The organism is Streptomyces sp. NPDC002734 (assembly GCF_040295685.1).
Classification (GTDB): Bacteria; Actinomycetota; Actinomycetes; order Streptomycetales; family Streptomycetaceae; genus Streptomyces.
Genome location: NZ_JBEOVU010000016.1, coordinates 75,794 through 99,945 on the forward strand (window position 1 = coordinate 75,794; position 24,152 = coordinate 99,945).

At 73.3% G+C, this 24,152-nt stretch carries 20 protein-coding genes; 12 read left to right on the top strand and 8 right to left on the bottom strand.

Annotated elements, in window-relative coordinates:
* The first annotated feature begins 612 nt into the window (after positions 1-612).
* The 5 genes from ABT026_RS16485 to ABT026_RS16505 all read left to right on the top strand — a co-directional run bounded on the left by ABT026_RS16485 (position 613) and on the right by ABT026_RS16505 (position 6,786).
* Positions 613-1,893, top strand: coding sequence for an ABC transporter substrate-binding protein (locus ABT026_RS16485; RefSeq protein ID WP_351115138.1), 1,281 nt, complete (start codon positions 613-615; stop codon positions 1,891-1,893).
* Between the two features lie 145 nt (positions 1,894-2,038).
* Complete coding sequence (locus tag ABT026_RS16490; protein WP_351115139.1) at positions 2,039-2,932, top strand: carbohydrate ABC transporter permease; 894 nt, start codon at positions 2,039-2,041, stop codon at positions 2,930-2,932.
* A complete protein-coding gene (locus tag ABT026_RS16495) occupies positions 2,929-3,831 on the top strand; it encodes a carbohydrate ABC transporter permease (RefSeq protein ID WP_351115140.1) in 903 nt (300 codons plus the stop codon). The genes ABT026_RS16490 and ABT026_RS16495 overlap by 4 nt, the downstream gene beginning before the upstream one ends.
* A gap of 128 nt (positions 3,832-3,959) precedes the next feature.
* On the top strand, positions 3,960-5,465 hold the full coding sequence (gene arfA, locus ABT026_RS16500; RefSeq protein WP_351115142.1) for an arabinosylfuranosidase ArfA: 1,506 nt from the start codon (positions 3,960-3,962) through the stop codon (positions 5,463-5,465).
* 70 nt (positions 5,466-5,535) lie between these two features.
* Positions 5,536-6,786 carry an MFS transporter gene (locus tag ABT026_RS16505; RefSeq protein ID WP_351115143.1) on the top strand — a complete coding sequence of 417 codons (1,251 nt, stop codon included), beginning with the start codon at positions 5,536-5,538 and terminating at the stop codon, positions 6,784-6,786.
* 53 nt (positions 6,787-6,839) lie between these two features.
* On the opposite strand, the gene ABT026_RS16510 is transcribed toward ABT026_RS16505, so the two are convergent.
* The 3 genes from ABT026_RS16510 to ABT026_RS16520 all read right to left on the bottom strand — a co-directional run bounded on the left by ABT026_RS16510 (position 6,840) and on the right by ABT026_RS16520 (position 8,236).
* A complete protein-coding gene (locus tag ABT026_RS16510; protein ID WP_351115144.1) occupies positions 6,840-7,436 on the bottom strand; it encodes a hypothetical protein in 597 nt (198 codons plus the stop codon).
* On the bottom strand, positions 7,437-7,715 hold the full coding sequence (locus ABT026_RS16515) for a hypothetical protein (protein WP_351115145.1): 279 nt from the start codon (positions 7,713-7,715) through the stop codon (positions 7,437-7,439).
* A 179-nt stretch (positions 7,716-7,894) separates the two neighbouring features.
* Positions 7,895-8,236: an antibiotic biosynthesis monooxygenase family protein gene (locus ABT026_RS16520; protein ID WP_351115146.1), complete on the bottom strand. Its 342-nt coding sequence runs from the start codon at positions 8,234-8,236 to the stop codon at positions 7,895-7,897.
* Positions 8,237-8,360: 124 nt separating this feature from the next.
* Here ABT026_RS16520 and ABT026_RS16525 point away from each other — a divergent pair, with 124 nt between their 5' ends.
* Both ABT026_RS16525 and ABT026_RS16530 read left to right on the top strand, forming a co-directional pair.
* Positions 8,361-8,672, top strand: a complete 312-nt coding sequence (locus ABT026_RS16525; protein WP_351115147.1) for a hypothetical protein — start codon at positions 8,361-8,363, stop codon at positions 8,670-8,672.
* Positions 8,673-8,722: 50 nt separating this feature from the next.
* Positions 8,723-9,541, top strand: a complete 819-nt coding sequence (locus ABT026_RS16530) for an inositol monophosphatase family protein (protein ID WP_351115149.1) — start codon at positions 8,723-8,725, stop codon at positions 9,539-9,541.
* A 7-nt stretch (positions 9,542-9,548) separates the two neighbouring features.
* Here ABT026_RS16530 and ABT026_RS16535 read toward each other — a convergent pair whose 3' ends face one another.
* Positions 9,549-10,109 (bottom strand): DUF6817 domain-containing protein, encoded by a 561-nt coding sequence (locus ABT026_RS16535; RefSeq protein ID WP_351115151.1) that lies wholly within the window; start codon positions 10,107-10,109, stop codon positions 9,549-9,551.
* A 267-nt stretch (positions 10,110-10,376) separates the two neighbouring features.
* Here ABT026_RS16535 and ABT026_RS16540 point away from each other — a divergent pair, with 267 nt between their 5' ends.
* A complete protein-coding gene (locus tag ABT026_RS16540) occupies positions 10,377-11,396 on the top strand; it encodes a hypothetical protein (RefSeq protein ID WP_351115152.1) in 1,020 nt (339 codons plus the stop codon).
* 24 nt (positions 11,397-11,420) lie between these two features.
* On the opposite strand, the gene ABT026_RS16545 is transcribed toward ABT026_RS16540, so the two are convergent.
* Positions 11,421-14,042: a CHAT domain-containing protein gene (locus ABT026_RS16545; protein ID WP_351115153.1), complete on the bottom strand. Its 2,622-nt coding sequence runs from the start codon at positions 14,040-14,042 to the stop codon at positions 11,421-11,423.
* A 109-nt stretch (positions 14,043-14,151) separates the two neighbouring features.
* Between ABT026_RS16545 and ABT026_RS16550 the strand changes: the two genes are divergently transcribed.
* The 3 genes from ABT026_RS16550 to ABT026_RS16560 all read left to right on the top strand — a co-directional run bounded on the left by ABT026_RS16550 (position 14,152) and on the right by ABT026_RS16560 (position 16,747).
* The gene (locus ABT026_RS16550; protein WP_351115154.1) at positions 14,152-15,591 is read left to right on the top strand and encodes a S8/S53 family peptidase; all 1,440 of its coding nucleotides are present in this window, start codon (positions 14,152-14,154) and stop codon (positions 15,589-15,591) included.
* A gap of 62 nt (positions 15,592-15,653) precedes the next feature.
* Positions 15,654-16,229 (top strand): RNA polymerase sigma factor, encoded by a 576-nt coding sequence (locus ABT026_RS16555; RefSeq protein ID WP_351115155.1) that lies wholly within the window; start codon positions 15,654-15,656, stop codon positions 16,227-16,229.
* Positions 16,226-16,747 (top strand): hypothetical protein, encoded by a 522-nt coding sequence (locus ABT026_RS16560; protein WP_351115156.1) that lies wholly within the window; start codon positions 16,226-16,228, stop codon positions 16,745-16,747. Before ABT026_RS16555 ends, ABT026_RS16560 begins: the two co-directional genes overlap by 4 nt.
* Before the next feature lie 39 nt (positions 16,748-16,786).
* Here ABT026_RS16560 and ABT026_RS16565 read toward each other — a convergent pair whose 3' ends face one another.
* The 3 genes from ABT026_RS16565 to ABT026_RS16575 form a co-directional block, all read right to left on the bottom strand.
* Positions 16,787-18,034: a cytochrome P450 gene (locus ABT026_RS16565; protein ID WP_351115157.1), complete on the bottom strand. Its 1,248-nt coding sequence runs from the start codon at positions 18,032-18,034 to the stop codon at positions 16,787-16,789.
* 153 nt (positions 18,035-18,187) lie between these two features.
* A complete protein-coding gene (locus tag ABT026_RS16570) occupies positions 18,188-20,410 on the bottom strand; it encodes an NADP-dependent isocitrate dehydrogenase (RefSeq protein ID WP_351115158.1) in 2,223 nt (740 codons plus the stop codon).
* A 172-nt stretch (positions 20,411-20,582) separates the two neighbouring features.
* Entirely contained in the window at positions 20,583-21,641 is a 1,059-nt protein-coding gene (locus ABT026_RS16575) for a mechanosensitive ion channel family protein (protein ID WP_351115159.1), read from the bottom strand.
* A gap of 361 nt (positions 21,642-22,002) precedes the next feature.
* On the opposite strand from ABT026_RS16575, the gene ABT026_RS16580 reads away from it, so the two are divergent.
* Entirely contained in the window at positions 22,003-23,895 is a 1,893-nt protein-coding gene (locus ABT026_RS16580) for an ABC transporter ATP-binding protein (protein ID WP_351115161.1), read from the top strand.
* The last annotated feature ends 257 nt before the right edge of the window (positions 23,896-24,152 follow it).

Below are 24,152 nucleotides of genomic sequence, written 5' to 3' on the forward strand. Positions count from 1 at the left end.
TGCACAGCACACCAGGGGCCGGTTCGGGATCTTTCCCGGGCCGGCCCTTGGCGCGTTTCCGGAGGCCGCCCGCCGCCCCGTTCCCGAATGTCAGGTGCATGCCAATTTGGGGGTCCGCAGTCCGTGCCACAACCGGCGACGTCCGGACATGCGCCGACGAGGAGGTACAAGCCGATCCGGGGCCGCCGGCCCTGGGAGGCCGGGCCTGTCCCCGGTTCTTCGAAATGTTTCGGAGACTGGCCCTGAAGGGCCCCTGCGAATTTCGGAAAACTTTCGGAAACATAGTCATTGACTGCCGCTCTTCAGCGCGCGCATACTCACGACCGTTCGAAACCTCCCCGTTGCGGAGACGACTCCGCACGGTCCGTACCCGTCCACCCGGCACGTCCACCGCGTATGTCCGTAGCCCGCCAGCAGGGGGCGCCGCGATCGTTGCGACTGGGCCACGTGCCCGAACCTCATCATGGCCACGGTCGGCCTTCCACCGGAAATGCCCGAATCGGTGCACGCGCACCGTTTTGGGCGTCCAGCAGGCGATTACTTCACGTTCATTATTCACACGCACCTGTGCCGGTGACGACAAATCAGGGAGTTTCCAAGATGGCGAGGAAAATGCGCAGCATCAAGGCTGTTGCGATCGGCGTGGGCATCGTTCTCGCGGCCACCGCTTGCGCAGGCAACGGCGAGACCGACGACAACGCCGAGTCCGGCGGCAAGGTCACGCTGACCGTGTGGGAGAACGCTTCCCCCGGCCCGGGCGCGGAGTACTGGAAGGGCGCCGTCAAGGAGTACATGGCGGCCAACCCGAAGGTCACGATCAAGCTGCAGCAGGTCCAGAACGAGGACTTCGACGGCAAGCTGCAGACCGCGCTGAACTCGAACTCCGCGCCGGACATCTTCCTGCAGCGTGGTGGCGGCAAGATGCGGGCCATGGTCGAGGCCGGCCAGCTCCAGGAGCTGCCCTTCAACGACGAGGACAAGGCCAACGCGGGCGCCCAGGTCGCCGGCGCCTCGGTCGACGGCAAGGTCTACGCCGTCCCGCTGTCCACGAACCCCGAGGGCATCTACTACAGCAAGGACCTCTTCGAGAAGGCCGGCATCAAGTCGACGCCGACCACGATGGCCGAGCTCGAGGACGCCATCGCCAAGCTGAAGAAGATCGACGTCGCCCCGATCGCGGTCGGCGCCAAGGACGCCTGGCCCGCCGCGCACTGGTACTACAACTTCGCGCTGCGTCACTGCAGCGAGGACGCGCTGAACAAGGCCGGCGCCGAACTGAAGTTCGACGACCCGTGCTGGACCGCGGCCGGCAAGGACCTGCAGAAGTTCCTGAAGAAGGAGCCCTTCCAGAAGGGCTACCTGACCACTCCCGCCCAGCAGGGCGCCGGCTCCTCGGCGGGCATGCTCGCCAACCACAAGGCCGGCATGGAGCTCATGGGCAACTGGAACCCGGGCGTGATCGCGGGCCTCACCCCGGACAAGAAGCCGCTCCCGGACCTCGGCTGGTTCCCCTTCCCCGCGGTGGACGGCGGTCAGGGTGACCCCAGCGCCATGATGGGCGGCAGCGACGGCTACTCGGTCTCCAAGGCCGCTCCGAAGGAGGCCTTCGAGTTCCTCCGCTGGCTCGCCACGAAGGAGCAGCAGGAGAAGTACGCCAAGGGCTTCAGCACCATCCCGGTGAACAAGGAGGCCCAGGGCGTCGTCACCGACGAGTACAACAAGTCGGCGCTGGAGGCCTTCAACAAGGCGGCCTACTCGGTCATGTTCCTCGACACCCAGTACGGCCAGAACGTCGGTAACGCGATGAACACCGCCGTCGTCAACCTGATGGCCGGCAAGGGCACGCCCGAGGACATCGCCAAGAACACCAACGCGGCTGCCGCGAAGGGCTGAGTAAGGAACCATGAGCGACACCCTGGGTACTGACACGGCCTCCGGCCGTCAGTCGCAGGGCACGCCAGAAGCCGGGGACGCGGGCAAGTCCGCGTCCCCGGCCTCGCCGCGAGCGGCTTCACGCCGCCGCAGTGGCCGTGCCCGGATGCGACTCGAGATCGCGATTCTGTCCGGACCGGCGATCCTCGTCTTCCTCGCCTTCGTGATCTTCCCCGTGGCTCTTGCCGCGTACTACGGCTTCTACCGCTGGAAGGGTTACGGAGACCCGACCGACTGGGTGGGGCTGGACAACTACAAGCTGATCCTCGGCGACCCCGCGTTCCAGGAGGTGCTGCAGCACAACCTGTTCATCGTGGTGCTCTCCCTGCTGATCCAGGGACCGCTGGCGATCGGCCTCGCGCTGCTGCTCAACCAGAAGATCCGCGGACGCTCGATCATCCGCATCCTGATCTTCGTGCCCTACGTGATCTCCGAGATCATCGTCGGCACCGGCTGGGGTCTGCTGCTGCAGTCCAACGGCGCGCTCAACGACCTCCTGGGCAAGATCGGACTGGAGTCCTGGCAGCAGGACTGGCTGTCCGACCCGGACCTGGCCCTGTGGACGCTGATGGGCATCATCACCTGGAAGTACATCGGCTTCGCGGTGATCCTGATGCTCGCCGGCCTGCAGTCCATACCCGACGAGCTCTTCGAGGCCGCGGAGATCGACGGCGCCTCCTACTGGCAGATCCAGCGCCGCATCACGCTTCCGCTGCTCGGCCCGACGATCCGCATCTGGGGCTTCCTGTCGATCATCGGATCGCTCCAGCTGTTCGACCTCGTCTTCATCATCTGGGGCCCCTACATCGCGGGTACCGCCGGGACGTCCACGATGGCGATCTACATGGTCGCCGAGGGCCGCAACGCGGCGAACTTCGGGTACGGCAGCGCCATCGCGGTCGTGATGTTCGTGATCTCGATGATCGTCGCGCTGATCTACCAGCGCTTCGTCCTGCGCCGTGACCTGCAGGGCGCCGTGACCGAGGGAGACGCGAAGTGAGCGCCACCACCGCCAAGTCCGCGAACCTCACCGGGATCACGCGGCGCCGGCGCAGCAACCGCGGCAACGACGGTGTCAAGCAGAAGTGGGGCAACCCCTTCACCTACATCGTGGCGCTGCTCTTCATCGCGGCGTGCATCGCACCCGTGCTGTTCATCGTGCTCGGCGGGTTCCGCACCAACTCGCAGTTCACCACCGACCCGTCGGGGCTGCCGAGCCCGTGGTCGTTCAGCAACTACACCGACGTCCTCGCGACCCAGACGTTCTGGGGACAGTTCGGCAACTCGGTCATCGTCGGTCTGGCGAGCACCGCGGGCATCGTGCTGCTCGGCCTGATGGTCAGCTTCGTGATCGCGCGCTACGAGTTCAAGTTCAAGGGCGCGATGTACTCGCTGTTCGCCGCGGGCCTGATGTTCCCCCTGGTCATCGCGATCACGCCGCTGTACATCATGATCAAGAACCTGGGCCTGATCGACAACCTGCTGGGCATCATCATCCCGCAGATCGCGTTCGGCCTGCCGACGACCGTCATCATCCTGGTGCCGTTCCTCAAGGCCATCCCCAAGGAGCTCGAGGAGGCCGCGTCGATCGACGGTACGAGCCGCCTCGGGTTCTTCTTCCGGATGGTGATCCCGCTGTCCACCCCCGGCGTGGTCACCGTCAGCATCCTGGGCTTCCTCGGCAGCTGGAACAACTACCTCCTGCCGTTGTACGTCCTGAACTCCGAGGCCAACTACACCCTGCCTCTCGGCGTCCAGGCGCTCTCCGCATCGCAGTACTCGCAGGACACCGCGAAGATCCTCGCGTTCACCTCGCTCGCGATGCTGCCCGCCCTGATCTTCTTCTCGATCTTCGAGAAGAAGATCGTCGGCGGCCTGACCGGCGCCGTGAAGGGCTGAGCCGCACCCCGTCCGCACCGGACCGTCCCACGCCTGCCCCCGTCGCCCCCGCGGCGGGGGCAGGCCCCGTTGACCGTGGCCGCGCCCGCCCCCGCACACCGCGCGCCGCCCCAGGAAGGACCATTGCCATGCCCCGCGCCCACATCGCGCTCGACCGGAAGGCCGTCGTCGCCCCCGTCCGGCGCCGCACCTTCGGCTCGTTCGTCGAGCACCTCGGCCGCTGCGTGTACACCGGCATCTACGAGCCCGGGCACCCGAGCGCGAACGAGGACGGCTTCCGCATGGACGTCGTCGACCTCGTCAGGGAGCTCGGCAGCACCACCGTGCGCTACCCGGGCGGCAACTTCGTCTCCGGCTTCCGCTGGGAGGACTCCGTCGGCCCGCGCGAGCAGCGGCCGGTGCGGCGCGACCTCGCCTGGCGCTCGCTGGAGTCGAACCAGGTGGGCCTCGACGAGTTCGCCAAGTGGCTCAAGCTCACCGACTCCGAGCTGATGCTCGCGGTCAACGTCGCCACCCGGGGCATCCTGCCCGCCCTCGACCTGCTCGAGTACGCCAACCACCCCTCCGGCACCACCCTGTCCGACCTGCGCATCGCCAACGGCACCCCGGAGCCGCACGACGTGCGGATGTGGTGCCTGGGCAACGAGATGGACGGCCCCTGGCAGACGGGCTTCATGACGGCCGACGACTACGGCAAGATCGCCGCCCGGACCGCCGCCGCGATGAAGATGGCCGACAAGGACCTCGAACTGGTCGTCTGCGGCTCCTCCGGGTCCGGCATGCCGACCTTCGGCGACTGGGAGCGCACGGTGCTCGAGCACGCCTACGAGCACGTCGACTACGTCTCCTGCCACGCCTACTACCAGGAGCTCGACGGCGACCTCGGCTCCTTCCTCGCCTCCGCGACCGACATGGACTTCTTCATCGACACCGTCGTCGCGACGGCCGACCACGTGGGCGGCAAGAAGCGCTCGAAGAAGAAGATCGACGTCTCCTTCGACGAGTGGAACGTCTGGTACCTCAAGGAGCACCAGGAGCAGGAGGCCCGGGAGACCGACCTGGAGTGGCGCCACGCCCCGCGCAAGCTCGAGGACGTCTACACCGTGGCGGACGCCGTGGTGGTCGGCAACCTGCTGATGACGCTGCTCAAGCGCAGCGACCGCGTCACCTCGGCGTCGCTCGCGCAGCTGGTCAACGTGATCGCGCCGATCATGACCGAGCCCGGCGGACCGGCCTGGCGGCAGACGACCTTCCACCCCTTCTCGATCACCAGCCGACTCGCCTCCGGGGAGGTGATCCGGCCCGTGATCGAGGCGCCGGTGTACGAGACGGCGCGGTACGGCGAGGCGTGCCTGGTGGACGCCGTCGCGACCGTCGACGAGGACCGGGCCGCGGTGTTCCTGGTCAACCGCGACCAGCGGGAGACGGCCCAGGTCACGATCGACGTGCGCGGCCTCGGCTGCTCCCGCGTCGTGGAGGCGCTCACGCTCGCCGACGCGGACGTGTACGCGAAGAACACGCTCGCCGAGCCGGACCGGGTGACGCCGGCCGTCAACGCGACCGCGGCCCTCGCCGACGGCACGGTCACCGTCGAACTCCCGCCGGTGTCGTGGACGGCGATCGCCCTGCGCTGACGCCGACCGTCCGGGCGTCTTTCGGCGGACATTCGACATTTTCGACGACACACGGTGAAGGAGCCGAACGATGGGCCGAGCCCTGGCCGGCGCGGCGTCCGGGGTGAGGCCCGCGGCGATCGCGGCTCTCGGCGCGCTGATGGCCGCGACGTTCTGCGTCTCGACCACAGAGAACCTCCCGGCCGGACTGCTGCCGGAGATCTCCGCCGGCCTGGACGTGTCCCTGTCCGCGGCCGGCCAGCTGGTCACCGGGTACGCCGTGGTCGTGGCGGTGCTGAGCGTCCCGCTGACGTACGCCACCCGCCGGGTCCCGCGCCGTCCGCTGCTGCTGGGCCTGATGGCGCTGTTCGTGGCGGCCTCCCTGGCGTCCGCCGCCGCGCCCACCTTCGGCCTGCTGCTCGCCTCGCGTGCCGTGACAGCACTGGTCCACGCCGTCTTCTGGGCGGTCGTCACGGTCACCGCGACCGGCCTCTTCCCGGTCGCGGTGCGGGGGCGGGTCGTCGCCATGGTCTTCGGAGCCACCTCGCTGGCCACCGTGCTGGGCGTGCCCGCCGGAAGCTGGATCGGGCAGCAGGCGGGCTGGCGCGTCGCGTTCCTGGTGCTGGGCGGGATCGGCCTGGCGGCCCTCCTCACCGTCGTCCTGTGCCTGCCGTCCACCGACGGCGCGCAGGCGGCCGCCGCCGAGGACCGCGCGCCGGACCGGGCGCGCTACGTCGTGCTGGTGCTGACGATCGTGCTGGTCATGACCGGCCTCGGCGCGGCGTTCACCTACACGGTGCCGTTCCTCCTGGAGGTGAGCGGCTTCTCCACCGAGGCGATCAGCCCGCTGCTGCTGCTCCGCGGCGCGGCGGGTGTGGCGGTGCTCTTCCTGGCCGGCCGCCTCGCCGACCGCCACCCCCGGCCGGCCACGGTGGCGCCGGTGGCGCTGCTGGCCCTCTCGTTGCTCGGCCTGTACGGGTGGGGCGCCGAGCCGGTGGTCGCCGCGGTGCTGACGGCGACCAGCGGCATGGCCCTGTTCGCCATGATCACCACATTGACCAGTGAGCTCCTCGCGGTGGCGCCCGGCGACCTGTTCATCGCCTCGGCCGTAGGCAACGCGGCGTTCAACGCGGGCACGGCCGCCGGGGCGGCGGCCGGCGGCACGGTGCTGTCCGCCTTCGGCATCCGCGCCGTGATGCTGATGGGCGGCGCGCTGACGGCGGGGGCGCTGGCCGTGCTGCTGGTCGACCAGCTGGTGCGGGCCACGCCGCGGGCGCCGCGCCCGACCACCGGCCGGCCGTCGGCAGGGGCGGACGTGGAGCCGGTGGCCGAGCGGTCGTAGCGGCGGGACGAGAAGCCGGTCGCCGAGCCGTCAGCAGGGGGCGGGGAACCGCATCACCGGTTCGAGCGGGTGAGTTCGAAGAGGTCCCCCGCATCCTCGTCCCCGACGTGGACGTACAGGAGCGGGTGTTCCTCGTTCCCGCCCACGTGCCACTCCTGGGTGGCGCAGCCCGGCACCCGGACGGTGACGCGCTGGGCCCAGGCGTCGTCACCCGGGTCGAACGTCCAGGAGCCCCGTCCGTCGCAGGGGTCCGCGCGCGTCCCGTCGTCCTCGAACTGGGCCAGCCCGGTGGCCGTCGCGGTGCCGTCCGCGTGGAGCACCAGGACGTCGGGATCGCCGCCGGCCCAGGAGCCGGCGAGCGTCCTCGAGGTCAGGGAAGGCGGCTCGTAGGCGTCCACGACACCGGTCGCCAGGGCCAGCGCCCCGAGCACGGCGGCGCCCAGCACCGAACCGGCGCCCCAGAGCGCCACCCGGCCGACCGGACGCCAGCTCCGCAGAGGTCCGCGGAGGCGGGCCAGCAGCACCGCGGGCAGCGAGAAGGCCGCGACCGCCGCCCACGTCGCGAGCCTCACCGGCACCGGCACGCCGTCGGCGCCGCGGAGGAACAAAAACGAGGCGGGCAGGGCGAGCAGCACCACGGGCGGCAGCACTCACCACCAGGCCGTCGGGCGGTGGAACAACCGCGCCAGACCGTCGCCCAGCCAGACGGCCGGCATGACCACGACGTGGGAGAACAGGACCCCGAACAGCACCCCCGCGACGGCGAGCAGCGGCAGGACGATCAGCGTCAGGGCGTTCGGGACCATGCCGGGGGACTCCGTCGTGGCGAGCACCACCATGACGGCCACCAGACCCAGCATCGCCTCCGACCCCAGCACCAGCATGGACATCACCAGCATCCACGCGTAGTTCCGGCCTCGATGGGCCATGATCCCTCCCCGATTCACGGCATGGTCACGGCATGCCGAAGAACGCGGTCCGCGCGGATGCGGCCGCCGCGATCATCCTGCCATGCTTTTGAACATGTTCAACTCGGGGGAGGGTCGAGAACGACACTGCCGCCCGCGTGAGGTCCACGCGGGCGGCAGAGCTGCGGTCGTCGGAGGGCTCAGGCGGTCGCGTCCGCGCCCGGTCCCGCCTGCTGCACCACCTCGAACGACCACAGCGTGGAGCCGCTCGCCGCCGGCTTCGGCCGCTCGCCGCCCTCGCCCTGGCCACCGCCCTGGTGGGCGGACTTCATCGGCCCCTCCATCCAGGCCTGGAACGCGGCCTCGTCGCGCCACCGGGTGTACACGAGATAGGTGTCGGTCCCCTCGACCGGGCGGAGCAGCTCGAACCACTCGAAGCCGTCGGAGTTCTCCACGGCGTGCGCCCGCGAGGCGAAGCGCTTCTCCAGGACCTCCCGCTGCTCGGCGGGCACGGACAGTACGTTGATCTTCACGACGCTCATGCCCTCATCCTGCCGTACCGCCCCGGAGCGCCGCCGGAGGCCTCGCGCGGCACGTGATTCTCGGGCATGGTGACTACAGGGCGGCCGTCCCGGTGAGCGGGTCGGGCGCCCGTGGGGAGGGCGGATGGCGGAGCCGTTGAGCGGCTGGATATGGGCCCAGAACGCGCTGCCCTTCCTCCAGTTGCTGTCCCACTACGCCGGTTACGCCTTCGACGGCACCGACTGGGAGACGGTCGAGGCAGGCATCGGGGACACCGACGACGACCGGGCGGACGGCTGGTACACCTATCCGCTGGTCGGCACCCGGGCCGAGCTGGAGGTCGCGCTGGCCCTCGCCGCCGGCTCAGACGTCCTCGCGGTCACCGTCACCGGCCTCGAGGACCCCGAACTCCGCCTGCGCGCCGACACGTTGATCTCCGCCTTCGCCAGCATGTGAGCCCGCGCCCAGCCCGGCGGACTCGCGGGAAGCCGCCTATGCTCCCCGTCATGACGACGACGAACGGGCCGACCGACGCCGAGGTGGCGCTCGCCGCCGCGCGGGCCGGCGCCGCCGTGGTGCGGGCCCTGTACGGCAGCGCGCCCGAGCGGCACGACAAGGGGAACGGCGACTTCGCCACCGCGGCGGACCTGGCGGCCGAGGAGGCGATCCTGCACGTCCTGCGCGCGTCCCGGCCGGACGACGCCGTGACCGGTGAGGAGGCCGGAGCCACCGGGGCGGTGGACGCCGGACGCAGGTGGCTGGTCGACCCTCTCTGCGGCACCCTCAACTACGCCGTGGACACCATGCTCGTCGGGGTCAACGTCGCCCTGCGGGACGGCGGGCGGGTGACGGCGGCCGCCACGGCCGACCCGTTCAGCCGCGAGGTCTACCTGACCGACGGCACGAGCGCCCACCTACTGGGGCCCGACGGCACGCAGACGGACCTGACCCCCTCGCCCGCGTCCTGCCTGGTCGACCTCAACCTCGACCCGCCGTTCCCCAACGCCCCCGCCTTCCGGGCCGCCCTGCTGCTCGCCGACCCGGCCTTCACCGCGCGCTTCCGGCCCCGCGTCGTCTCCACGACCCTGGCCGTCGCCTGGGTCGCGGCGGGCCGACGGGCCGCGTACGTCACCGACGGGGACCTGCGCGACAGCGTGCACTTCGCCGCCGGCGTCGCGCTGTGCCAGGCCGCCGGATGCGTCGTCACCGGCGTCGACGGCCGGCCCCCGTACACCGGCGCCAACGGTCTGATCGCCGCGTCCGACCCGGACACGCACGAGGCGCTGCTCACCATGGCCCGGTCCGGGGCCCTCGCGCAGCGCTGAGCGCCGCTCACCCGGACCGGGGAGCCAGCACCTCCTCGCAGTCGGCCCAGGCGTGCTCGCTCAGCAGCGGACGCAGACGGCTGAACAGAGCGAGCAGGCCGGCGCCCCACCGCTGCCGGAAGTCCGGGTCCACGCGGGCGATGTCCAGCTCGTTGACCGCCGTCAGCTCGGCGAAGTCGCGCAACTGCCGGTCGGTGGGGGTGAACTCCCGGCCGGTGAACCGGTCGTGGAACACCGGCGAGGGCCTGTCCAGGCCGGGGTAGGTGGCCGATCGGCCGCAGGCGGCGTAGAGGTGGACGATCGCCTCGGCCTCGTCGCCGATCACCGCGGCCAGCTCCCCGCGCCGCTCCAGCGGCAGCAGGGCCGTCGTGAACCCGTCAGTGCTGTAGAAGGCGTGGCACAGCCCCGCCAGTCGCAGGGCCGGGCGGGCCTCCCAATCCGCCAGCCGGGAGTACACCCGCGTCAGATGCGCGAGGAGAGTGCCGCCGGGGTGCGGAACGTCCCCCGCGCCGGAGCGGAGCAGCAGCTCCTCGGCGCGCGTCGCGGAGGGGGACTCGAGCACGGGCATCGGTCCTTTCCGGTGGGCGGGCGCCGGGCGCGGCGGTTCGAAGCCGGTCGATCGGGGGGCCCGGCCCGGCGATCTCGGGCCCGTCGATCTTCACCGTGGGTCGAACCCCAGGTCAATCCTGGGGATCACTCGACACCTCCCAGCCCTCCCTGGGATGTCAGGGCGGACCCGGAGGCGGCGGTGTGCCGATCGGCCGGACGGAGGAAGCGGACGGGGCCCCGCGCGGCGGCGGTGCCAGACTCGGTCTCCGGACGCTGGAGGTGCGCGGTGGATCTCGACGCTGTCGCTCAGGAGCTGTACGGCACGCCCCCCGAGCAGTTCACCGGGGTGCGCGACGAGCGCGCCGCCCGGGCCCGCGAGGAGGGCGACCGGGAACTGGCGAAGCGGATCAAGGCCCTGCGCAGACCCACGCTGTCGGCCTGGGCCTGCAACCTGCTGGTCCGGGAGCGCAAGGAGGAGACCGAACCGCTGCTGCGGCTGGGGGAGGCGCTGCGGCAGGCCCACCTCGACCTGGACGGCGGCGTGCTGCGCGACCTCTCGCGGCAGCAGCACCTGCTGGTGTCCGCGCTGGCCCGGCAGGCCGTCGAGCTGAGCGCGGCGGCAGGGCACCGGGTGGGGGAGGCGGCCCGCGAGGAGATCGAGGGCACCCTCCGCGCCGTGCTGGCCGACCCGGACGCGGCCGAGGCCTGGGCCGGGGGCCGGCTGACCAAACCGCTCACGGCGGCGCCGGGCTTCGGGGCCGCGCTGGGCGGCGGGACGTCGCCCGACCTGCGGCTGGTGCCCACACCGGAGGCGGGAGGTGAGGAACCGGAGGCGGGCCCGGGCGGCCCCGGCTCCGCGTGCCGGGACAAGGGCGGCGCGTCGGACGCGGACGGCGGCACACGGCGGGGGACCGCCGCCGAGGAGAAACGCCGCACCCGGGAGCGAGAGGCGGCCGAACGCGCGGCGGCGGAACGCGAGGCCGCGGAACAGGAGCGGCTGCGCGAGGTGGAGGAGGCCCGCGCGCAGGCGGAGGAGGCCGCACGGGCCCTCGGCGAGGCGGAGGAGGAGTCGGCCGGCGCCGACCGCGCCGCACAGGAGGCGGCGGACCGCGCCGCCGCCCTCGGGGAGCGGGTCCTGGGACTGGAGGAGGAACTGCACGCCGCCCGCGAGGAGACCCGCGAGGCACGGGCCGGGGAACGCGCGGCCCGCGACCGGGCCCGGGCCGCCGCCCGCGCCCTCCGCGACGCCCGTCGCCGCGCCACCACCGCCGAGACCCGCGCCGCCCGCCTCGCCGACGACGCGTGACGCCGCTCCCAGGGCTTTCCGTCCTCAGGCCGCTCCGAACGCCGTGAACGTCCACCCCGTCGCCTGGTGGACCGCGTCGTCCGGCAGGGCCGCCCGGGCGTCGCGCAGCGCCTCGGCGAGGGTCAGGCCGCAGGCGAGGCCCTTGTGCAGGGCCAGCATCAGCGGCACCACCGCCGCGTCGTTGACCGGCGCGCTGCTCGCCACCACCCCCGCCGTGCCGAGCGGCAGTAAGGCCGTGACCAGGCCCAGCAGTTCGTCCGAGCCGACCGGCGCCAGCCGCGCCGTGTCGCAGCTGGACAGAATGAGCCGGTACGGGCTGCTCTCCAGCCGCTCGAAGTCGTGCACGGTCAACGGCCCGTCGGCCATCCGCAGCGACGAGAACAACGGGTTGTCGGCCCGGAAGACGCCGTGCGCCGCGATGTGGGCCAGCGACGCGCCGTCCAGCGCCCGCAGCACCTCACCGGCCCGTGCGTCGTCCCCCTCCAACAGGGTCGGCCGCCCGTAGTGGTCGACCAGTTCCGGCACCTCCGCGCCGCCCGTCGCCAGCCCGGGCCCGCGCACCAGGACGTGCCGGCCGCCCGCGGGCGGCGCCGTCTCCCGGGCGCGCAGCCAGGCGCCCGCCGACGGCGACACGCTCACCACCCGCTCCCGCAGCGACGGCAGCAGCGCCCACGGCACCCGGTGCAGCCGCCCCGGCGGCACCACCACGACCGGCCCGGGACCGAGCCGCGCGGCCGCCTCGCCGAGCAGCGCCTCCTCCAGACGGCGCCCGGCCGCCTCCAGCAGCGGAAGCCGCGCCGCGCCGCCGGGATGCGCCAGCCGCCGCAGCCCGGCCTGCACCAGCTCCGCCTCCGCCTCCGCCCGCGACAGCAGGCCGCCGGTGAACACCTGCACCCGGCCGCCGCCGCACAGCAGCACCCGCACCCGGTCGTCCAGCACCACCAGCTCGACCAGCTGCGCGCCGTCACGGTCCAGGCGCTCCAGCAGCCTCGCCGGGTCGAACCGGCGGCCGTCACCGCCCGCCCCCGCGCCGCGGGCCCGCAGCGTCCGGGAGCGGATCTCCCGCTCCAGGCGCCGCTGCTCACGCTCCAGCACCGGCACCGGACGGCCGTCCCGGCGCGCCTCCTCGGCCCGGGACGCGATCTCCCGGAACGACGCCAGGTCCGCCAGCAGCCCGGGATCGGCGGGCGGCCGGGCGGCCGGCGCGGCCAGCGCCGCCGCCCGCCACCGCTCGCTCCACTCCAGCAGCCGCCGGGCGCCGCCGGAGGCAAGCGCGGCCTCCTGGGCCAGTGCCGCCAACTCCTCACCCTGCTCGGTGACCCGGGCCCGCAACTCCGGCGCGCCCAGCGTGGTGCGGTGCCCGTCCAGCACGTCCAGCCCGTGCCGGCAGGCCCGCAGCACACCGCGCCGCGACCCGGCGGCCCGGGCCCGCAGCGCCTGCGCCACCCAGCCCGTCACCCGCGCCTGCGGCGCACCGCCGTGACGGGCCCGGGCGGCCAGGGCCAGGTGGACCTCCGCCTCCGCGGGCCGGTCCAGGGCCAGGGCGATCCGCCCCGCCAGCAGCGCGGCCTGCGGCGCCGCCGGCGAGCCGAAGGAGGCCAGCCGCCCGGCGAGGGCCGCCGCGTCGGAGACCATCCGGCCGGTGCGCCGCCCCACCGCGAACCGGGCCTCGGCCAGCACCAGCCGGGCGTGCGCCTCGCCCCAGGGCCGGCGCTGCCGGGCGAACAGCCGCACCGCGGCCGCCGCCCGGTCCACCGCCGTGTCCGGGGCGCCCGCCGGACCGGCCGCCTGCGCCGCCACCAGCAGCAGCTCCGCCTTTCGGGTGGGCTGCCCGCCGATCCGGTCCAGCGCCGCGATCGCCGCGTCCGCCTCGGCCAGCGCCTCGGCAGCCAGGCCCGCCGCCCGCAGCACCTCGCAGCGCCGGATGCTCAGCATGAACGTCGGGGTGCCCAGGGCGTCGTAGCGCCTGGCGGCCTCGTCGAAGAGGCGCAGCGCCGCGGGGATGTCACCGGCACGGAACGCGGTCAGCGCCCGCGACTCCACCACGTCCGCCTTGTCGTGCTCCTGGCCGGTCGTCCCCCACAGCTCCTCCGCCGCCGCGAAGTCCGCCTCCGCGCGGTCCACCGCGCCCAGCGCCAGGTGGACCGTCGCCCGCAGGGTCAGCGAACGCGCCACCCAGATCACGTCCCCGGCCTGCCGCAGCACCGGCACCGCGCGCCGGACGTCGTCCAGGGCCTCGCCGTGGCGGCCCAGCACCCAGAACGAGTACGCCCGGCGGTACAGCACCCTGGCCCGGGTGTGGGCCGAGCCCCGGCCCACGCCCCGCTCGAGGGCCGCCAGGCCCTGCCGGGTGCGCCCCGCGTGCACCAGCGCCACCCCGAGCGTGGCCAGCACGTCGGCCTCCCGGTCCGCGGAGCCCGCACGGGCCGCCAGGTCCCGTGCGCGCCGCAGGTGCCGCAGCGCCACGTCGAGATCGCCGAAGTCCCGCTGCCAGATCCCGATCACCTGATGGGCCACCGACGCGTGCTCCGGCGGGGGACCGGACTCGAGGAGCCGCTCCGCCCTGCGCAGGGCCACGTCGGGCCTGGCGAAGACCATCGGCAGCAGTTCGAGGACGGTTCCGTTTCCCGCTGTCACCTGCCGCATCGTAGTGCCCTGGCCAGGGGTTTCGGCACGGGCGGTGTGAAGGCGGTGTATCAACCGCGATGCGGCAGACTCCTTCTGACGACGTAGCACCCGAGGGGGAGGAAGCCCTATGCCGGCCCGGCGGTTCCACGAACAGTGCGAGCAGGTCCGACGTTCCATGCCCGACGTACCGCTGGCCGTGGACGAGGGGGCGGGATTCCTCTACGAGCGCGGTCACCTGCTGGTGCGTGACGGGGAGGACGCCCGGCTGGTCGCCGACGCCCTGCGCGAGCGACGCGCCGACATCCCCGGCGCGGCCGGCCGCGAGCGGATAGCCCCCGCCGGACCCGGCAACCGCTCCGGTGTCACGCGGATCCGGGTCGCCGAGCCGGCCGAGGGGGCCCGCGCGGCCGGCGCCGCCGACCCCGCGGTGGACGGGGCGCTGCGCGCGGTGCGCGCCCTCGAGGACCGCGCCGGACGCCGCATGGTCTCCCGCAACCACGTCATCACGGTCGCGGTGAACGCCTGCCCCGGTGACGAGCCGGTGCCCGCCGCGCCGGGCGAGGGCCCCAACCCGGCGCCCGCCGGCCGCGACCACGAGCCGGAGGCCGGCGTCGGCGTGCTGGTGGTGGACACCGGCCTCACCTCCGACCACGCCCGCTGTCCCGAACTCGCCCGCGTGCGCGGCGACCTGGAGACCTCCGAGCGTGACGCCGACGGAGTGCTGCGGCAGTACGCGGGACACGGCACCTTCATCGCCGGCCTGCTGGCCGCCGTCGCCCCGCACGCCGACATCACGGTCTCCAACGCGCTCAACGACGCCGGCGCCGTCCTGGAGTCCGAGTTCGGCCCGCTCCTCCTGGACGCAGCCGAAAGCGCCGGCTGGCCCGCCCTGATCAGCCTCTCCGCGGGCACCGCCACCGGCGACGACCAAGGCCTCCTGGGACTCGAGCACTTCATGGCGGAACTGCTGAGGCACCCCGGCACCCTGCTGGTCGCCGCGGCCGGCAACAACGGCTCCGACACCCCCTTCTTCCCGGCCGCCTACGCCGCCCGGCCCACGTACCGCAAGGCGGTGTTCTCCGTCGGCGCCCTGCGGGGCGACGGCGAGGCCCACGCCTGCTTCAGCAACCACGGCCGGTGGGTGAACGCCTACGCGCCCGGCGAGCGCCTCACCGCCCCGCTGACGGGCTTCGACGCCCCCGTCCCGTACGTGTACCAGCACTCCAGCTACGACGAGTGCCGGCACGGCGGCGACTACTCCTGCACCTGCCGCTTCCCGGTCCGCACCGGGCTGCTCAGCGCCGACGGCGAGGACGCGCCCGGCGAGCCGGAGCGCGTCGAGTTCACCGGCTACGCGCGCTGGAGCGGCACCTCCTTCGCCACCCCGGTGGCCGCCGCCATGGTCGCCGCGCACATGGCCGCCCACAAGGAGAGCGACCCGCGCCGCGCCCGCCGCGACCTGCTCGCCTCCCTGAAGGACACCGCCGAGGTGCACGGAGCACGGGTGGCCGCGCTGCGTCCCCCGACCTGGCGGCCCGTCAGCGGGCCGGGGACGGCCGAACGTTGACCCCGTCCTTGAGTCTCACCCGTACGGCGTACGATGGCGTGCCGTACACGAGGGGTGGGGGAGTGGAACGAGCGACAGTCGGCGCCTTGCTGAAGTCCGCGGTCGAGGGCGACCAGGACGCCTGGCGGGGCCTGGTGGACGGGCTCAGCCCGTTGGTGTGGTCCGTGGTCCGCGGGCACCGGCTCTCCGAGGCGGACGCCCACGAGGTCTACCAGATCGCCTGGTTCCGCTTCGCGCAGAACCTGGGCCGGATCCGCGAGCCGGAGAAGGCGGGCTCCTGGCTCGCCGCCACCGCCCGCCACGAGTGCCTGAAGGTGCTGCGGTCGCAGCGCCGGTGGACGCCCACCGACGACCCGCAGGTGCTGGACCGCCCCTGCGACAGCTGCTCGCCCGAGCAGAAGGTCCTCGAGTCCGAGGAGGAGGCCGAACGGGCCGACCGGCACCGCACGGTGTGGGAGGAGTTCGACGCGCTCGGCGACCGCTGCCGGCAGCTGCTGCGCCTGATCATCGCCGAGCCGCCGCCCAGTTACCGCGAGGTGTCCGTCGCCCTGGGCATCGCGGTGGGCTCCATCGGACCTATTCGACAGCGGTGCCTGCGCCGGCTGCGCAAGCGCCTGACCGACCGGGGGGTTCTGTGAACGGCCCGCACGCCTTCGACGCCGACGCCGACGACGACGCCGGCGAGTTCGACGAGTTCGACGAACAGCCCTTCGACGACCTGAAGCTCCTGGAGGTGGAGGGACTGCTGCGGGAGGCAGCCGAGGTCTGCGACCCGGTGCCCACCGCGCTGCGCGAGGTGGCGCTGGCCGCGTTCGCGCTGCACGACCTGGACGCCCGGCTCGCCGAGCTCACCTTCGACTCCCTGCTGGACGCCGCCCCCGTCAGGGGCGCCGAGGACGGCCCGCGCATGCTCACCTTCGCGGCCGGCGACCTCACCGTCGACGTCGAGGTGGGCGAGGACGGACTGCTGGGCCAGCTCCTGCCGCCCCAGGCGGCGGGCGTGGAGGTGCTGACCCGGCCCGCCCCGGAGACGGCGGCGCGGTGCGACGCCGACGAGACGGGCGGATTCTCCTGCGCGGTCGACGTCACCGGCCCGTTCGCCCTGCGGGTCCGGGCCGGCGACGAGGTGGTCGTCACGGAGTGGCTGCGGGTCTGACGGCGGCGGGGCGGCCGCCCTCCTCGGGCGGCCGCCCGCTCACCAGGCGACCGGAAGCGCCTCGGGCCCGCGGATCATGGTGCGCCGCCGCCACGGGACCTCCTCCGCGGGCACCGCGAGCCTGAGCCCGGGCAGCCGCTCCAGGAGCGTGGTCACCAGCAACTCGGTCTGCAGCCGGGCCAGGACCGCCCCCGTGCAGAAGTGCGGACCGTTGCCGAAGGCCAGGTGCGGGTTGGGGTCGCGGGCCAGGTCGATCCCGTCCGGATCGGGGAAGATCTCCGGATCCCGGTTGGCGGCCAGGTAGGAGACGTACACCGGCTCGCCCGCCGTGATCGTCCGGCCCGCGAGCTCGACGTCCTCCAGCGCGATCCGGGCCAGGCCCACCGTGCTGCGGTGCGGGATCCAGCGCAGCAGTTCCTCCAGGGCGGCGTCCAGCCCGGCCGGGCGGTCCAGCACCTCGCGCATCCGGGCCATCAGGTCCGGCCGGGTGAGCAGCAGGAAGAGCATCTGCCCGCAGTTGTGCGTGACCGCCTCGCCGCCGATCTGCAGCGGCCCCGCCACCCCGATCGCCTCCTCCTCGGTCAGCTCCCCACGGCCCACGGCGGCGCCCAGCATCGACAGGACGCCGCCGCCCTGCCCGTCGTCGCCGCCGTCGGGGGAGCCCGCGCGGCGGTCACGGATCGTCCGCGTGATCCAGCCGTACAGCCCCGCCTTGGCCTCCTCGGCCGCCTCCGCGCCGCCGGAGGTGGAGATGATCTGCCGGGTCCAGGCGCGCACCCGGTCCCGGTCGGCCTCCGGGACGCCCATCACCTCGCCCACCACGGCCAGCGGGTACGGCTCGAGCACCGTGGCGATCAGATCGGCCGGCGGCCCCTGGGCCAGCAGGCCGTCGACCAGCGGGTCGAGCAGCGCCTGGGCGCGCGGGCGCAGGCGCCGCATCGCGCCGACGGTGAAGGCGCCCGCGAAGGCGCGGCGCAGCCGGTTGTGGTCGGGCTGGTCGGCGAAGGCCAGGGATCCCGGACGGGGCTTGAAGTGCGGGGCCAGCCGGGTGACCTGGCGGCGGGTCACCTCCGCGCGCCCGAACCGGGGGTCGTTGGTGACGGCCCGGACGTCCTCGTGACGGGTGGCGAGCCAGGCCCAGCCCTCACCGTGCGGCAGGCGGATCCTGGTCAGCGGGCCCTCGCGCATCAGCTCGGCCAGCAACGGGTCGAAGCCGGGGCCGTCGATCTCCGGCGGCACCCAGTCCCGGACGGGCGGAGGAGGCGGTGCGGTCATCTCCTGAGTCATGGAACCACCCTGGGGCGGCCCGCGGCGTCTGTCGCGCCCGGCTGCTCCGTGCGGTCCCCGCACCGGCCGTCGCAGGCCGGAAACGGGCTCCGCCCCGCCCGGTGTGCCGGGCGGGGCGGAGCGCGCGTACAGGGGCCGTGCGACCGGGTGAGGTCAGGCGCCCAGGGAGGCCAGGGCCTCGTTCCAGGTGGCGGAGGGACGCATGACGGCTGCGGCCTTCTCGGGGTCGGGCTGGAAGTAGCCGCCGATCTCGGCCGGCTCGCCCTGCACCGCGTTCAGCTCCTCGACGATCTTCGCCTCGGCGCCGGCGAGCTTCTCGGCCAGCGGCGCGAAGGCCGCGGCCAGCTCGGCGTCGTCCTTCTGCGCGGCCAGCTCCTGCGCCCAGTACAGGGACAGGTAGAAGTGCGAGCCGCGGTTGTCGATGCCGCCCACCCGGCGGGTCGGGGACTTGTCCTCGTTGAGGAAGGTCGCCGTGGCACGGTCCAGCGTGTCGGCCAGGATCTGGGCCTTGGCGTTGCCGGTCACCTTGGCGAACTGCTCGAAGGACGGGACCAGCGCGAAGAACTCGCCGAGCGAGTCCCAGCGCAGGTAGTTCTCCTTGACCAGCTGCTGCACGTGCTTCGGGGCGGAGCCGCCGGCGCCGGTCTCGAAGAGGCCGCCGCCCGCCATCAGCGGGACGACCGACAGCATCTTGGCGCTGGTGCCCAGCTCCAGGATCGGGAACAGGTCGGTCAGGTAGTCGCGCAGCACGTTGCCGGTCACCGAGATGGTGTCCTCGCCCCGGCGGAGACGCTCGAGTGAGAACGCGGTCGCCTCGACGGGCGCCATGATCTCGATCTGCAGGCCCTCGGTGTCGTGCTCCGGCAGGTAGGCCCGGACCTTCTCGATCAGCTTGGCGTCGTGGGCGCGCTCGGCGTCCAGCCAGAAGACGGCCGGGGCGCCGGTGGCGCGGGCGCGGGTGACGGCCAGCTTGACCCAGTCGCGGATCGGGTCGTCCTTGGTCTGGCAGGCGCGGAAGATGTCGCCGGCCTCGACCGGCTGCTCCAGCACGACGTCGCCCTTGGCGTCGACCAGGCGGACGGTGCCCGCCTCGGCGATCTCGAAGGTCTTGTCGTGGGAGCCGTACTCCTCGGCCTTCTGCGCCATCAGGCCGACGTTCGGCACCGAGCCCATGGTCGACGGGTCGAAGGCGCCGTTGACGCGGCAGTCGTCGATCACGGCCTGGTAGACGCCGGAGTAGCTGGAGTCCGGAAGGACGGCCAGCGTGTCGGCCTCCTGGCCGTCCGGGCCCCACATGTGGCCGGAGGTACGGATCATGGCCGGCATGGACGCGTCGACGATGACGTCCGAGGGGACGTGCAGGTTGGTGATGCCCTTGTCGGAGTCGACCATCGCCAGCGCCGGGCCGTCGGCGAGCTCGGCGTCGAAGGACGCCTTGATCGCGTCACCCTCGGGCAGGGCCTCCAGGCCCTTCCAGATACCGCCCAGACCGTCGTTGGGGGACAGGCCGGCGGCGGCCAGCTGCTCGCCGTACTGCGCGAAGGTCTTCGGGAAGAAGGCGCGCACCACGTGACCGAAGACGATCGGGTCGGAGACCTTCATCATCGTGGCCTTGAGGTGCACGGAGAACAGGACGCCCTCCTCCTTGGCACGGGCGACCTGCGCGGTCAGGAACTCGCGCAGCGCGGCGGCGCGCATCACGGAGGCGTCGACGACCTCGTTCTCGAGGACCGGCACCGACTCGCGCAGCACCTTGGTCTCGCCGGAGGCGGTGACCAGCTCGATGCGCAGCGAACCCGCCTCGGAGATCACGGCGGACTTCTCGGTGGAGCGGAAGTCGTTCTCACCCATGGTCGCGACGTTGGTCTTCGAGTCCGAGGACCAGGCGCCCATGCGGTGCGGGTGGTTCTTGGCGTAGTTCTTCACCGAGGCGGGGGCACGGCGGTCCGAGTTGCCCTCGCGCAGCACCGGGTTGACCGCGGAGCCCTTGACCTTGTCGTAGCGGGCGCGGATGTCGCGCTCCTCGTCGGTCTTCGGGTCGTCCGGGTAGTTCGGCAGCTCGTAACCCTGCGCCTGAAGCTCCGCGACGGCGGCCTTCAGCTGCGGGATGGACGCCGAGATGTTCGGCAGCTTGATGATGTTGGCCTCGGGCTTCTTGGCCAGCTCGCCGAGCTCCGCCAGCGCGTCCGGGATCCGCTGGTCCTCACGGAGGTACTCCGGGAAGAGCGCGAGGATGCGGCCCGCCAGCGAGATGTCACGCGTCTCCACGGGGACACCCGCCTGCGCGGCGTACGCCCGCACGACCGGCAGGAACGAGTACGTCGCCAGGGCCGGCGCCTCGTCGGTGTGCGTATAGATGATGGTCGAGTCAGTCACCGGGTGCTCCGCTCCACGTCTGCAACATTGCTCGACATCAAGATATCTCGTGATCGGGGCGACGCGACCCCCGGCCCGCCCTTCGGTCCCCGGACGCGCCCGGACACACGGCGACGGCCGCGGCCCCGGGGGTGCTCCCGAGGCCGCGGCCGTCGCCGTGAGGCGCCCACGGTCAGACGCGCTGGTGCGGCATGGACGCCGTGTCCTGGCGTCGCAGGGTGACGTCGTGCTGCGGCGGCGGCACGCCGATGCCCTCCGCCCGGAAACGGCGGTGCAGGCGTTTGACGAACTCGTGCTTGATCCGGTACTGGTCGCTGAACTCGCCGACGCCCAGGATCACCGTGAAGTTGATCCGCGAGTCCGCGAAGGTGTGGAAGCGGATCGCGGGCTCGTGCTCCGGCACCGCGCCCTCCACCTCCTTCATCACCTCGGTGACGACCTCCGCGGTGACCCGCTCCACGTGCTCCAGGTCGCTGTCGTAGCCGACCCCCGCCTGGACCATGATCGTCATGTCCTCGCCGGGGCGGCTGAAGTTGGTCATGTTGGTGCCGGCGAGCTTCCCGTTCGGGATGATCACCAGGTTCTGCGACAGGTTGCGGATGGTGGTCTGGCGCCAGTTGATGTCGACGACGTACCCCTCCTCGCCGCTGGTCAGCCGGATGTAGTCACCGGTCCGCACGGTCCGCGAGGCGAGGATGTGGATCCCGGCGAACAGGTTGGCCAGGGTGTCCTGCAGCGCGAGCGCCACCGCCAGACCGCCCACCCCCAGGGCGGTCAGCAGCGGTGCGATGGAGATGCCCAGCGACTGGAGGATCACCAGGAAGCCCAGCGCCACCACCGAGACCCGGGTGATGTTCACGAAGATCGACGCGGACGAGGCCACCCCGGACCGCGACTGGGTGATCGCCCCGACCATCCCGCCCACCCCGCGGGCCACCGTCAGCGTCACCACGGTGATCATCACCACGGTCAGGCCCTGGTTGACCGTCCGGCCCACCACGCGCGTCAGCGGCAGCAGCGCCGCGGCCGCCGCGAGGCCGCCGAGGACCGCCGCCCACGGCACCATCGTGCGCAGCGCGCCGACGATCACGTCGTCGCCCTCCCAGCGGGTGCGTTCCGCGTGCCGGCCCAGCCAGCGCATCAGCATCCTCGCCAGCAGCGCCAGCACCAGGCCGGCGCCCACCGCGACGCCCGCGCGGATCAGGTCCTGCAGCTCCAGCGCCCGGTTCACCGGACGTCTCCGGGGCTCGCCGCCGGACGGAGGGGGATTCTCGTCACGTTGTCACCTGTTCGCATCTCCGGGGACGGTTCGGCCCGCTGCCCGGCCGACCGCGCGCCCCGGGCGGGGCGCCCTCATCCTGCCGCACCCGGCCGACGCCCCGTCATCGGGCCTGCTCGGCAGGGGCCTTGGCGTGGCGCCCCGGCCTTGGCGCCGCCCCCGGGCCCGCTCTCCGGCCCCGCCCCGCCGCCCCCGCGCCGCCGCCCTCCGCCCCCGCATCGCCGCCCTCCGCCCCCCCCGCGCACCCGCGGCGGGAGGCGTCCGCGGGAAAGGCATTGACCTCGACCAAGCTGGAGGTTCTACCGTTCCGGGCATGAGTATGGAGACCACCGCCTGGACGCAGCTCCACAGCGTGATGAACGCCGACGAGCAGGCGCGCCACCGACCCCTCGCCCGCGCCACCCTGCGCCGCGTGGCCGCGTTCGCCCGCCCCCACCGCCGCCGGATCGCGCTCTTCCTGCTGCTCGGGGTGGCCACCGCGCTCCTCGCGGTGGCCGCGCCCGTCCTCGCCGGACACGTCGTCGACACGATCGTCTCCGGCGGCGACGAGAGCCGGGTCGTGCGCCTCGCCCTGCTGATCGCGCTGATCGCCGTGGTGGAGGCCGGCCTCGGCGTCCTCGCCCGCCGCCTGTCCGCCACCCTCGGCGAGGGCCTGATCCTCGACCTGCGCACGGCCGTCTTCGACCACGTGCAGAAGATGCCCGTCGCCTTCTTCACCCGCACCCGCACCGGGGCGCTCGTCAGCCGCCTCAACAACGACGTCATCGGCGCCCAGCGGGCCTTCAGCAACACCCTGTCCGGCGTGGTCAGCAACCTGGTCACCCTGGTGCTCACCCTCGCCGTGATGCTCACCCTCTCCTGGCAGATCACCCTGCTCGCGCTGGTGCTGCTGCCGGTCTTCGTGATCCCGGCCCGGCGCATGGGCTCGATGATGGCCCGACTCCAGCGCGAGGCCGCCCACCACAACGCGGCCATGGGCACGCGGATGACCGAGCGCTTCTCCGCCCCCGGCGCCACCCTGGTCAAGCTCTTCGGCCGCCCCGAGGAGGAGTCCGCCGAGTTCGCCGAGCGCGCCCGCCGGGTCCGCGACATCGGCATCCGCACCGCCACCGCGCAGTCCGTCTTCATGACCGCCCTCACCCTGGTCTCCGCGCTCGCACTGGCCCTGGTCTACGGGCTCGGCGGCTGGTTCGCGCTGCGCGGCAGCCTGGAACCGGGCGCGGTGGTCGCCCTCGCCCTGCTGCTGACCCGCCTCTACGCCCCGCTCACCTCGCTGGCCGGCGCCCGCGTCGAGGTGATGACGGCCCTGGTCAGCTTCGAGCGGGTCTTCGAGGTGCTCGACCTCGAGCCGCTGGTCCGTGACCGCCCGGACGCCCGCGCGGTGCCGGACGGCCCGCTGTCCGTCGAGTTCGAGGACGTGCGGTTCGCCTACCCGTCGGCCGACAAGGTCTCGCTGGCCTCCCTGGAGGAGGTCGCCGCCCTCGACACCCGCGGCGGCGAGGAGGTCCTGCACGGGATCTCCTTCCGCGCCGAGCCCGGACAGACCGTCGCCCTGGTCGGCTCCTCCGGCGCCGGCAAGTCCACCGTCGCACAGCTGCTGCCCCGCCTGTACGACGCCGACTCCGGTGCGGTGCGGGTGGGCGGCGTCGACGTCCGCGACCTCGGCGCCGCCTCGCTGCGCGGGGCCGTCGGCATGGTCACCCAGGACGGCCACCTCTTCCACGACACGGTCCGCGCCAACCTGCTGCTCGCGCGGCCCGAGGCCGGCGAGGACGAGCTGTGGGACGTGCTGCGCCGCGCCCGCCTGGAGGACCTGGTCCGCTCGCTGCCCGACGGGCTGGACACCGTGGTGGGGGAGCGGGGGTACCGGCTCTCCGGCGGCGAGCGCCAGCGGATGACCATCGCCCGGCTGCTGCTGGCCCGCCAGCGGGTGGTCCTTCTCGACGAGGCCACGGCCCACCTCGACAACACCTCCGAGGCGGCCGTCCAGGAGGCGCTCGCCGAGGCGCTCGAGGGGCGCACCGCCCTGGTGATCGCCCACCGGCTCTCCACGATCCGCGACGCCGACCTGATCCTGGTCGTGGAGGACGGCCGGGTCGTCGAGCGCGGCGGCCACGACGAACTCCTCGCCCGCGGCGGCCGGTACGCCGAGCTCCACCGGGCCCGCGGGGAGTCGGCCGAGCCGGTCGCCGAGCCGGCCGTCTGACCGCCGCGGGAGCCGGGGGCGGGACATCCCGGGCGGCCCTCGGCCGGACCGCGCCGCGGACGCCGGGGCCCGCTCGGCCGGACCGCGCCGCGGACACGGCGCCCGGCGCTCCGGGGTGCCCGGCGGGCGGCGGATACGGCGTCGGGGTGAGTGGGGCGGCCCGGAGCGGGCAGGCGTGGAAGGAGTCCAGATGCCGGCGCGGCGCCGCCGGCGCCGACTGGATGGGAGACGAAGTCATGACCGAGCCGTTCCCCGCG